The organism is Heyndrickxia sp. FSL W8-0496 (genome assembly GCF_038007825.1).
GTDB classification, from domain to species: Bacteria; Bacillota; Bacilli; order Bacillales; family Bacillaceae_C; genus Heyndrickxia; species Heyndrickxia oleronia.
On the sequence record NZ_JBBOXX010000001.1, the window covers coordinates 3119789 to 3131931 of the forward strand.

Annotated in this window: 10 protein-coding genes; all 10 read right to left on the reverse strand. The window is 35.4% G+C overall.

The window, feature by feature from the left end:
- Positions 1–32 precede the first annotated feature (32 nt).
- Entirely contained in the window at positions 33–758 is a 726-nt protein-coding gene (locus tag NST63_RS15735; RefSeq protein WP_341042883.1) for a GntR family transcriptional regulator, read from the reverse strand.
- 437 nt (positions 759–1195) lie between these two features.
- Positions 1196–3514: an FtsK/SpoIIIE family DNA translocase gene (locus tag NST63_RS15740; RefSeq protein WP_078110523.1), complete on the reverse strand. Its 2319-nt coding sequence runs from the start codon at positions 3512–3514 to the stop codon at positions 1196–1198.
- 185 nt (positions 3515–3699) lie between these two features.
- The gene (locus NST63_RS15745) at positions 3700–3909 is read right to left on the reverse strand and encodes a YlzJ-like family protein (RefSeq protein WP_212941814.1); all 210 of its coding nucleotides are present in this window, start codon (positions 3907–3909) and stop codon (positions 3700–3702) included.
- Positions 3906–4643 (reverse strand): ClpP family protease, encoded by a 738-nt coding sequence (locus tag NST63_RS15750; RefSeq protein WP_213083996.1) that lies wholly within the window; start codon positions 4641–4643, stop codon positions 3906–3908. The genes NST63_RS15745 and NST63_RS15750 overlap by 4 nt, the downstream gene beginning before the upstream one ends.
- 172 nt (positions 4644–4815) lie before the next feature.
- Positions 4816–6486, reverse strand: a complete 1671-nt coding sequence (locus tag NST63_RS15755; RefSeq protein WP_078109091.1) for a ribonuclease J — start codon at positions 6484–6486, stop codon at positions 4816–4818.
- Positions 6487–6568: 82 nt separating this feature from the next.
- Complete coding sequence (locus NST63_RS15760) at positions 6569–8167, reverse strand: aminotransferase class V-fold PLP-dependent enzyme (protein WP_212941822.1); 1599 nt, start codon at positions 8165–8167, stop codon at positions 6569–6571.
- A 16-nt stretch (positions 8168–8183) separates the two neighbouring features.
- A complete protein-coding gene (locus tag NST63_RS15765) occupies positions 8184–8729 on the reverse strand; it encodes a glycerol-3-phosphate acyltransferase (RefSeq protein WP_078109089.1) in 546 nt (181 codons plus the stop codon).
- 171 nt (positions 8730–8900) lie between these two features.
- Complete coding sequence (gene dapA, locus NST63_RS15770; RefSeq protein WP_078109088.1) at positions 8901–9776, reverse strand: 4-hydroxy-tetrahydrodipicolinate synthase; 876 nt, start codon at positions 9774–9776, stop codon at positions 8901–8903.
- Between the two features lie 5 nt (positions 9777–9781).
- Entirely contained in the window at positions 9782–11029 is a 1248-nt protein-coding gene (dapG, locus tag NST63_RS15775; protein ID WP_058002702.1) for an aspartate kinase, read from the reverse strand.
- A 52-nt stretch (positions 11030–11081) separates the two neighbouring features.
- Complete coding sequence (asd, locus tag NST63_RS15780) at positions 11082–12128, reverse strand: aspartate-semialdehyde dehydrogenase (protein WP_078109087.1); 1047 nt, start codon at positions 12126–12128, stop codon at positions 11082–11084.
- Positions 12129–12143: the final 15 nt, after the last annotated feature.

The window sequence follows — 12143 nt, forward strand, 5'->3', positions numbered from 1 at the left end:
CCCCTATTTTTATGATTTAGTAAGAATAAAAACTAGATTCGTTTTCTAACAACGTGAAAACTGAATTTATCTGCCTTGAAATAATTAACAGAGTATAGAACTGGTTTATCGTCCTCATTGTAATGAAGCTGTTTTAGAACTAATAGAGCGGTTTCAGGATCACATTCGAGTATGGGTGAAATCTTTTCATGGTAGCCTATTGGCTCTATTTGTGTCACCGCATGTGTAATCCTTTTGCCGTTTTTTTGCTCTAAAATATTGAAGAACGAGCTATCATTATATGAATATTCCCAAGGAAAGAGCTTTTCTGGTATTTTATCAATACAGTAAACTACTGGATTACCATTTGCAGTTCTTACCCTTTCAATGACAGCGATATCCTCTTCTTCATTACATAAAAAACGATTCATATCTTCCTCTGTCGATTCCTGAGTCTTTGAACTTAAAAAAATCGTTCCAGGTTCCATTCCGCCATGGATAATCATATCGGTCACACTATATAAATGCTCAATACCTGAAGTAAATAATGGCTTTGGATTTACAAATGTACCAACACCATGACGACGGGTGATAACGTTTTCTTCCTCGAGAATTCGAAGTGCCTCACGCAATGTCGCCCGACTAATCCCTAACTGTTTTGCTAAGTCAAATTCAGATGGCAATTTTTCCTTTTCTTTATATACTCCTGTATCGATATCTTTTTTAATTCTATCGATCACTTGGAGATAAAGATGCCGACTATCTGATTTAATTAACATAAATGGACCCCCAAACATTCTTATAAGTCATCAGACCTCTGATCAATTATTCCTACTAATCGAAATTACTATATCATTTTTTTGAAGGATAATAAATATAATTTTTCGCTTTTGTCGAAAAAAAGCGACTAAAGACGAAAATTGGCAATAATCCTAATAATAAAAAGTGTAAACGTTCACTCCAATCCGACAGACTGCGCAGGAAATTTTCCTTTAATTCCAATAATAGGTATATGAAACTGATTATGTAGCTGAGGAGTGAATTATGTGTTCCATAAACAGTTCTGGATACACATTTTGGAGCCGATTAGGGAATTATGTGTTCCACAACCTGAATTGGAGCCACACATATTGTCCAACACAAGTGAAAAAATCGTGTTTAAATTGTTGTTTTAAATATAGAGTATAAAAAAAGATGAGGAAATTAACTTTCCTCATCATGAGCTTTGTTCTTCTGAAGGTTTTGGTATAAGAACGACCCTTGGTTTACTTCCTTCATAAGGACCAACTACACCTCTTACTTCCATTTCATCAATTAATCGAGCTGCTCTTGTATAACCAATCCGAAACCGCCGTTGCAACATTGAGACTGAGGCTGTTTGCATTTCAGCAATCAGTTGAACGGCATCATCATAAAGTTCATCGTCGACTTCCTCAATTGTTTCAGTTATATCATCTGGAATCATTTCCTCTTGGTATTGGGCCTTTTGTTGAGATATAACAAAGTCTACCACTTCCTCTACCTCATCATCTGAGAGAAATGCCCCTTGTACACGTACTGGTTTCGATGCACCAACAGGAAGAAACAGCATATCTCCTCTTCCTAATAGTTTCTCAGCTCCACCCATGTCAAGAATGGTCCGAGAATCGGTTGCCGATGAAACAGCAAATGCAATTCTAGATGGTATATTTGCTTTAATAACCCCTGTTATAACATCAACTGATGGTCTTTGAGTGGCAATGATTAAATGAATTCCTGCTGCACGAGCCATTTGAGCAAGTCTAGTGATTGAGTCCTCCACATCATTTGAAGCGACCATCATAAGATCAGCCAGCTCATCCACAATTACGACTATGTATGGGAGTAATGGTTGCTTTTCTCCAGTTTCTAAATTATGTTTTTTTACATGATCATTATACCCTTCAATATTCCTAGTTCCCGTGTGCGAAAATAATTCATAGCGACGTTCCATCTCACTTACAACTTTTTTAAGTGCTTGTGATGCTTTTTTGGCATCTGTAACTACGGGTGCCAGTAAATGGGGAACACCATTATACACATTTAATTCAACCATTTTTGGGTCAACCATCATTAATTTGACTTCATGTGGTTTTGCCCTCATAAGAATACTAGTTATGATTCCATTTATACATACACTTTTCCCACTACCGGTCGCACCAGCTACTAAAAGATGGGGCATTTTATTTAGCTCTGCCAGGACTGCTTCCCCTGTGATATCGCGTCCTAAACCAATTTGTAATTTAGATTCAGGCTTGTCCAATTCTTTTGCTTCTAGTACTTCTCTTAACGAGACAACTGCTACTTCTGAATTTGGCACTTCAATACCAATCGCTGATTTTCCAGGAATGGGTGCTTCCATTCGTATATCCTTTGCAGCGAGCGCAAGAGCAATATCATCACTGAGACTGACTATTTTACTAACCTTTACACCTACATCTGGATGCACTTCATATTTTGTTACAGCTGGACCTAAATGCACCTGCGTCACACGTGCTTTAACTCCAAAGCTTTGAAAGGTTCTTTCTAATTTTGCAGCATTCGCATGAATTAAATTATATTCTCTGCTTTGATCTGTTGCTTTTGGTCTTTTCAATAATGAAATAGGTGGTAATTGATAATCTTCATTTTCAACTTCTGTAAACGTAATATTCGGTGCTAAATCTTCTTCTGCTATTTCTTCACTTTTTGTAGAAATAGAAGGGTTATCAGGTTCATGTTGTGGCTTATCCATTTCCTCAGGAGTATAAGCTCTTTCTGTAAAACTCGATATAATTGGTTTAATTTCTTTGTCAGAATCTACTTGTTGTTTTTCCTCAATAACTGATTCCTCAACCATAGCGTCTATTTTTTTCTGTTCTTTCTTTTCTTTTCGATCTATTTTCCATTCTTTTAAATCATTTTTGGACATTTCCCATTGATGGCTGACAAACTCTTTTATACGAGCACCCAATTTTTCAAAGACAGTACCAATGGATTTCCCAGTTATAAGAATGAAGCCAATTACAATTAGGACCATACACAGTATTTTTGTTCCTAGAGAATCAAATAAGAAGTGAGACACAGCAAATAAAATCGCACCAATTATACCACCACCCATATCTGGTGTTGATGTATCTCCCTTCACTTCTTTCCAAAATAATTCCCAAGTACTTTGTAACACACTTGGATTTTTCACATGTCCCTCACGGCTTAATAATTCAAATAATTTCACATGACTTAATAACAATAAACTGATTAGAAAAATATATATACCGCATAGCTTACGACCAAAAAAGAATGGCCATTCTCTTTTAATCATTAAATAGACAGCTAGCCAAATGATGCCTATTAAAGCGACCATATACCATTCACCTAAAAAGAAGCGAAAAAAGAATACACAAGCTTTACCAACTGCACCAAGCTTTATAATTGATATTAAACTTAGAGCAATTAACACAATTCCTACCAATTCAAAACGTATATTTATCTTTATCTGCTGAGACTTCTTGCTCCTTCGTTTCCTTTTAGCCGCCATTTCTTTCACCCTCACGAATCACCTTATAATAAGAAAATGGAAGGGTTGTCTATTAAGAGGTTTAACCCCTTTACTTTTAGACAACCCCACAATTTACCTTATTATATCATAATCATTTCAGTGAAGAAAACGACTGTAGCAGTATTTTATTGTTGCATAAAGGAATATATGTGAAAAAATATCATTTAGAAGAAGGATATCATTTGTCCTGGATTCAACTCACTGTTTAAGAAATCAACTGGATTACTACTAAGTATTCGTACAATCCGATAATTATGTTCTAATTGTTCTACTAGCATTGGTACATTATTGTAGACGATGGTTTTATATTTACTATATTCATTTGCATCCGTTTGAAAAATTAATTCATGTGGAACAGTTGTATAGAGGATCATTGAATCATTCCTTCAGAACTATTTTGATTTTTATTTACTTCGATCAATTCATTTAATTTTTTTATTGCAGCTCCTACCCCGCCGACTTCATTAATTAGCCCTGTTTTTACTGCATCAATGCCAACCACGTTTGTTCCAATATCCCTTGTTAAATTCCCTTTCGCGAACATTAATTCTTTAAAGACATCTTCTTCAATATTTGAATGCTCTGTAACAAAGTTTATGACCCGTTCTTGCATTTTGTCTAAGTATTCAAATGTTTGTGGGACACCAATTACTAGTCCCGTTAAACGAATGGGATGAATAGTCATCGTTGCTGTTCCAGCAATAAAGCTGTAATCGCATGAAACCGCGATCGGTACACCTATTGAATGTCCGCCACCTAAAACGATAGAAACAGTCGGTTTTGATAATGATGCTAGCATTTCTGAAATCGCAAGTCCCGCTTCAACATCTCCACCTACCGTATTTAAAATGACAAGAAGTCCCTCAATTTTAGGATTTTGTTCAATCGCCACGATTTGTGGAATAACATGTTCATATTTTGTTGTTTTATTTTGTGGTGGCAACTGCATATGCCCCTCGATTTGTCCAACAATTGTTAAGCAATGAATATTTGTGTCCTGCGATAATTGTGGGACATTTGTTTGGCCTAGCTGTTGAATTTTATCAATAATTCCCGGCTTATTATCTTTATTCTCATCGGATTTCTCTGGAGAAGGCTGTTGCTCCATTTGAAATTCTTTTTCCATTTTAAATCTCCTTTATCAATCACAATTTATCTTATACCCCTCAATATGATTAGTATCCACTACCACTCTTTTTTCATTCATTCAAATACCTGATACCCAAATAACATAAAAAAACCAGGAAAATATTTTATTTCACCTGGTTTTTTATTTGCTATTAAATTTCCATAATAATTGGCAGAATCATTGGTCTGCGCTTTGTTTTTTCATATAAAAAGTAATTTAATTGATCACGAATATCTTGTTTAATGCTTGACCAATCAAATGCATCTTTTAACATATTTTTTTCAACAATCTCACGTACTAAATTAGTTGAGGCAAGCATCAATTCTTCTGATTCCCTCACATAGACAAAACCTCTTGATATAATTTCTGGTCCTGAAGCAATTGTTTTTTCCGCTTTATTCAATGTAACAACAACAATAAGAATACCATCTTGTGATAATAATCGACGGTCTCTTAGAACAATATTACCTACATCCCCCACTCCAATACCGTCAATAAGGACGTTCCCAGAAGGAACCCTTCCTCCGATGCTCATTTTATTATTTTTGTATTCAATAATATCCCCTTTTCCAGGAATGAAAATATGATCTTGCGCCAATCCAACTTGGCTTGCCAGTTTACCATGTGCAATAAGCATTCGATACTCCCCTTGAATAGGGATAAAATATTTAGGTTTCATTAAGTTTAACATCAATTTCAAGTCTTCTTGTAAACCATGACCTGTTACATGAATTTTATTTGAACTTGATAATACGGTTGCACCAGCCCTATAAAGCATATCAATCGTTTTTGACATATACAATTCTAATCCTGGTGATGGGCTCGCAGTAATAATTACCGTGTCACCCTTCTCAATTGAAATATGTTTATGTGAACCTTTCGCCATTTTTTGTAAGACTACGAATGGCTCTCCTTGATTACCTGTTGCTAATACGACCACTTTGTCTTTTTCATATTTCTGTATGTCTTGGACAGGAATGATTAAATCCTCTGAATCCATTTGTAGATAGCCAAGTTTTAATGAGATTTCATAGATTCGTTCCAAACTTTTTCCAACAACAGCAATTTTTCTACCATTTTCCCTGGCTGCATCAAATACTTGTTGGATACGCAGAAGATTTGATGCGAAACAGGCTAGAATAACTCTGCCTTTAGCTGAATGAAAAGCACTGGACAATTGGTTTGCTACAGTTGTTTCAGATATAGAGTATCCAGGGTGCTCGGCCTCCGTACTATCGGATAATAAACAAAGAACTCCCTGTTCACCGATATTCGCCATTTTTCCTATTTCTGCTTGGTAGAAGCCTTTAACACCTTGATCAAACTTAAAGTCACCCGTATGTACAATATTTCCTTCAGAAGTATGAATACATATCCCTACTGAATCAGCGATGCTATGGGTAGTCTTAAAAAAAGTAATGGTTACTGTATCAAACTCCACTTTTGAATTTGATTGTATAATAGTAAACTCTACTTGTCGTTTAAGCTTTACCTCTTTTAACTTTTCCTTCGCTAATGCAACGGTCAAATTGGTACCATATACAGGTACATCTATTTTCATTAAAATATACGGAAGGGCACCGATGGCATCCTCATGGCCGTGAGTTAAAAATATTCCTTTAATCCGTTCTTTATTATTTTCTAAATAAGTTATATCAGGAATAACAATATCAATTCCAAGCATTTCGTCTTCTGGATACATTAAACCGGCATCCATCACAAAAATGTCTTCATCAACTTCAATTACATACATATTCTTCCCAATTTCCCCTACTCCTCCTAGGGGTATAATTTTAATTAATTCATTTTTTCTCTTTTTCAAATCTTGTTCCTCCCAAGCTGTATTTCCGATCTACATCAGTTATATCCATTATAATCGAAGATGAATTTAGACATCAATCTATTTATTGATAGGCAGAAATTGAAAAGCTTTGATCAATTATTAATTTTTCCATTACTCGAATTAAACTTTTAAGCTGTTTTAAATCATTGTTTGCATTCATTAAAGCAATTTGTATCCAATTATTTTCTATTAAATATCGATTACGATAATGGACTAAAAATCCATTTAAATATAAGTCTTCACCAATTGCAAGGGAAGATAGGTCTTTAGGGATTGCGATCGTTAAAACACATGGTGAGGAATGTTGATTATCAATAACAAAATGGAAGCCCTTATCCTTGAACATTTCACATGCTTGAATAAATATCGATCTTCTTTCTTTAATAAAGGATGGATCCAAAAACTTGTCTAAGGCAACATTTAAAGCATGGAATAAGTTTGAGCTTTGGGAAAAAGGAATACCTTCACACTTTTCATAATAAGAAATATCCAAATATCTCGGGACAGGATATGATAAGTTTTCCAAAGAATTATAAAAAACAAAAGATAAACCGGTATAGCTGCCAATGGCTTTTCCCGAAACTCCTGTTGCTAGGTATGTATGTTGCAGGTCCAATGGCACCGCTCCTATAGAACTAATAGCATCTACACATAACTTAACAGAATATTGCTTACATAAAGATTCAATCTTTTTAAAATCATTGAGCATGCCAGTGGAAGTTTCACAATGAACAAACCATAGCCAATCATAATTACCTTCCATTAATTTATTTTCTATTTCCTCTATTAGAAAAGAGGTTCCCCAATCATAAGATATATGGTCAAACGTAAGCTGAAATCTCTCTGCATGATCAACTAAACGATCACCAAATTCACCATTCGTTAGTATTAATCCTTTCGAATTTAAACCTGCTAAATGAGCTGCAACCGCATCATTGCTTAAAGTTCCTGAACCTGTCAGGATAGCCACTTGCTTAGCATTTGTCATTTCTTTTAATTTCGTTTTAACAGCAGCTACCATATTACTATGTTCTTCTGAGCGATGCCATATCGGTTGCTGATCAAAAGCTGTTTGTACCTCCTTATCAATTGCAACAGGACCAGGTAAGAAAGAACGAACATGACTGATCATTTGTAGTGCATCACTAGTTAAAAATGTTCTCTTTGTTAAATACATTGGTTGAAATAAAGCTTCATCTTTCCCTACTAAATGTGCAAAAGGCTGAAATCCTAAATGGCTATATAGCTTACTTTGTCTAGTTGTTCCAGATATAAATGCGATATCATGACCTTTTTGAAGGCAATAGCGAATAAGCCCTCCTGTAAGTGCTGTAAACACACGACCATTTCTATAAGTTTTTTTTACAGCTAGCAATCTTACCTCACAAGGTTTTATGAATGAAAAATTTAAATATTCCTCTATTACTCCTAATTTTTCGTCAAGCGAGAACGGTCTAATATCTCGGATTGCCATCATTCCGATAACTTCGGAATCATGCTTACATATAATATATTGATTTTCTGCATGGAAACGATCGAGTAATTTCTTCTTATCATTTTGCTCATGCTGTGGTATTTCCTCTACAAACGTTTCATAATTCAAATCAAAAATTTGATCAAACTCATCTTTATCCCTTGCCATTTTAATCGTAAAACTCATTCTCCATCCCCCACAATTACTTTTTTTCTCTATGTCTTAATATAATGATGAATGCAATTATGGCAATAATAATGCTCCCCCATATATTTCTATCGTAAAAAAACAAAAAAAATGGTGTTGTCATGATTGCTATAAGGCCTGACTTTGTAAATGATCTATTCAAGAGAAATAAAATTAGAAATACAAAAACAAAACTAAATGTTGAAAAGGGGGATACAGAAAGTAATCCTCCTATAAACGATGCAACCCCTTTTCCTCCTTGAAATTTATAAATAATAGGATAAATATGTCCAATGACTACACAAAATAAGGCAATGGATTGGCCCAGAATTCCCAGACCAGCTACTTGGGCTACCCAACATATAAGATAAGCTTTTAGCATATCCCCAATTAAAACTAGTAAAAACCCCGTTTTTCCAAAAGATCTTCCTGCATTCCTTGCACCTGGATTGCCACTGCCTAATTGAAAAACATTTTTGCGATAAATAAGGAGACCTATTATATGAGCACTTAGAATTTGTCCCACACAATAAGCAAGTATGTAAATAAAAACTGTCTGCAATCTTCTCTTCCTTTACAATAATCTATTTCCTAAATAAGTTATCAAAAATTTACTAAAGGAATTTATATAATATTATGTTTCTATATTACCATTATTTTCAGATATTTGAACAAGAACAGATAAAAAAAGATTGGCCCACCTAAAAAATCACTTTGGTAGGCCAATCCATTTTTATTTATAACTATTTAACAGTTCTGTCAGACTAATTCTTTCAGACTCTGAAAGTGGCACGAGTGGTAAACGTACTGATCCGACATCCAATCCTTTTAATTGTAAGGCTGTTTTTATTGGTACAGGACTTGGAGCCGTAAATAGCCCCTTCATTATTGGTAACAGCTGTTGATGAAGTTTTGCAGCTTCTTTATTTGAACCATTTAAAAATGCCTGAATCATTTCCTGCATTTCATTCCCAATAATATGAGAAGCTACAGAAATAATCCCTTGCCCTCCAATTGATAGTACCGGTATAGTGATTCCATCGTCCCCACTATATAATTCGAAATCATCTGGAGTATTTGCGATAATATGTGTCATCGCATCTAGGTCGCCACTCGCTTCTTTCACAGCGACAATATTAGATATATCCGCCAATCTAATTATTGTTTCAGGATGGATATTGATGACTGAGCGTCCTGGAATATTATAAACCATTACAGGCAATGTTGTACTTTCAGCAATTGCTTTAAAATGCTGAAATATTCCTTCTTGATTTGGTTTATTGTAGTATGGGGCTACAATCATAATCGCATCTACACCGGAAGCCTCTGCTTTTTTTGTTAATTCAATCGAAGCATATGTGTTGTTACTTCCTGTTCCTGCTATGACTGGAATCCTTCCATTAACTGTTTTTACTACATGTCTAAAAAGGGCTACTTTTTCTTCTGTTGATAAAGTAGGAGATTCCCCTGTTGTTCCAGCAACAACTAATGAATCCGATCCATTATCAATTAAATATTCAATTAGTTGACTCGTTTTCTGAAAATCGATATTCCCTTTATTATCAAAAGGGGTGACCATTGCGGTTGATACTCTACCAAAATGAGCCATCTATATCACTCCTTCATAACCTTAACATCTGATCGTTCTTCTTGAAGATTAAATTCATCATGAAGAGCATTGACTGCTTCGACTAAATCCTCTTCTTTCACTAATACCCAAATTGTCGTATGACTATCTGCTGACTGAAGAATTCTTATCCCTCTTTCAGATAAAGCAGATACTATTTTGTATGTCACACCTGGGACACCTGCTATTCCTGCACCTACAACCGATACTTTTGCACAGCCTCTTTCTACAATGGGAGCATGGCCAAGAGATTTTAGAATTGCTTCAGCTTTGTCAATTAAATCTTCCGCTACTGTATATACCACTCCAGTTGGCGAAATATTGATAAAATCAACACTAATATGCTCATTAGCCATTGCTTTAAATACTTCTGATTGCAAATCATATTGTCCATCTTTTGCTACCACTTTTATTTGTGATACTTTTGATAAGTGTGCGATCCCAGTTACTAAACGCTCTCTAATAGCATCAGCACCCTTGTTTTCCCTGTAGACAGAAGTAACTAATGTTCCTAAATCATCTGAATAGGTTGACCGAATCCGTATTGGAACCTTTGCCTGCATCGCAATTTCAACAGCACGAGGATGAATGACCTTCGCACCTTGATAAGCCATGTTGCATACTTCATTATAAGTTACTACAGGCAATCGTCTCGCGTTCTGAGCAATTCTAGGATCTGCTGTCATGATTCCATTAACATCAGTAAAAATATCTATCCATTCTGCATTTAAAGCTACTCCAAGGGCAGCTGCAGATGTATCGCTACCTCCACGCCCAATTGTTGTTACATCCCCATTAGGTGCTGCACCTTGAAAACCTGCAACAACGATACAATCAAAGATCTTTAATTCACGAAGAATACGATCTGTCTTCATTTTTATAATTTTTGCATTTGTATGCTCTGAATTGGTACGAAACCCAGCTTGAAAACCGGTTAAAGCAGTGGATCGAATCCCGTTTTCTAATAACATATTAGAAAAAACCAAACTTGAAATAATTTCGCCACAAGATAATAAAGAATCCTGTTCTCTTTTACTTAAATGTGTATTAGACCCATTTACCATTGACAATAATGTATCAGTTGCATAAGGGTCACCATTTCTTCCCATCGCAGAAACAACTACCACTACTTTATAACCATCATCCAATGCACCCTGAATATGTTTTAGGGCATATTGTCGACTTTCTTCATCACGTACTGATGTACCACCAAATTTTTGCACAATCAGTTTCATCATAACACCTCAAGAATTGATATAAGAATTAATACAACTATTAATCATATCACTATTTTACTAAACCAAGCTTAACCAAGCTTTCGGCAATCTGTACTGAATTCCATGCAGCACCTTTTAATAAATTATCAGAAACAACCCACATATGGAACCCCTTATCTTCATCTAAATCTTTTCGGATCCTTCCAACAAAAACATCACTTTTTCCAACTGCATATGCAGGCATTGGATATAACTGCTCCTTAGGGTTATCCTGAAGAGTTACACCATCTGCATCACGTAATAAGGATCGAATATCCTCTACTTCAATGCTCTCATGTTGTACCTCAAAATAAACCGACTCTGAATGTCCTGTTTCAACAGGAAGGCGTACACATGTAGCTGCTACCTTTAATTCAGGCATATGCATGATTTTCTTCGTTTCATTAATCATTTTCATTTCTTCAAAGGTATATCCATTTTCTTCAAATTTATCTATTTGCGGAACTGCGTTGAACGCAATTTGATAATGTTTTTTATCCCCTTTAACCGGTAATATTTCCGGGTTAAAGGATTCACCCTTAATGATTGAATGTGTCTGATTGTGTAATTCAGCAATGGCTGCTGCACCGGCTCCAGATACTGCTTGATAGGTTGACACGATTACTTTGTCTAATCCATATGCCTTTCGAATTGGTTCTAAGGCAACAACCATTTGAATAGTTGAGCAATTTGGATTTGCAATTATTCCGTTATGGGATTTTAGATCCTCTTCATTCACTTCCGGTACAACAAGTGGGACTTCAGGATCCATTCGGAACGCACTTGTATTATCGATTACAATCGCACCACGTTTAACTGCTTCCTTTGCAAACAGCTTAGAAATATTTCCACCTGCACTAAAAAGTGCAATATCCACACCTTCAAAACTTTCAGGTTTCGCTTCCATGACAACAATATCTTCATCTTTAAATTTCAGAACTGTACCAGCTGACCGTGATGAAGATAAGAGTGTAAGTTTCTTTATTGGAAAATCCTTTGTTTCTAATGTACGAAGCATTTGTTGTCCAACTGCTCCAGTTGCTCCTACTACAGCTACATGAAAACCTGTTGTTGCCATAAAACATTCCCCTTC

Excerpts from the sequence above, each read along its gene's own strand:
- dapA (WP_078109088.1), bottom strand. The coding sequence starts at position 9,776 with ATGGCTCATTTTGGTAGAGTATCAACCGCAATGGTCACCCCTTTTGAT.
- NST63_RS15760 (WP_212941822.1), bottom strand. The coding sequence starts at position 8,167 with ATGAGTTTTACGATTAAAATGGCAAGGGATAAAGATGAGTTTGATCAA.
- dapG (WP_058002702.1), bottom strand. The coding sequence starts at position 11,029 with ATGAAACTGATTGTGCAAAAATTTGGTGGTACATCAGTACGTGATGAA.
- NST63_RS15740 (WP_078110523.1), bottom strand. The coding sequence starts at position 3,514 with ATGGCGGCTAAAAGGAAACGAAGGAGCAAGAAGTCTCAGCAGATAAAG.
- NST63_RS15745 (WP_212941814.1), bottom strand. The coding sequence starts at position 3,909 with ATGATCCTCTATACAACTGTTCCACATGAATTAATTTTTCAAACGGAT.
- asd (WP_078109087.1), bottom strand. The coding sequence starts at position 12,128 with ATGGCAACAACAGGTTTTCATGTAGCTGTAGTAGGAGCAACTGGAGCA.
- NST63_RS15735 (WP_341042883.1), bottom strand. The coding sequence starts at position 758 with ATGTTAATTAAATCAGATAGTCGGCATCTTTATCTCCAAGTGATCGAT.
- NST63_RS15750 (WP_213083996.1), bottom strand. The coding sequence starts at position 4,643 with ATGGAGCAACAGCCTTCTCCAGAGAAATCCGATGAGAATAAAGATAAT.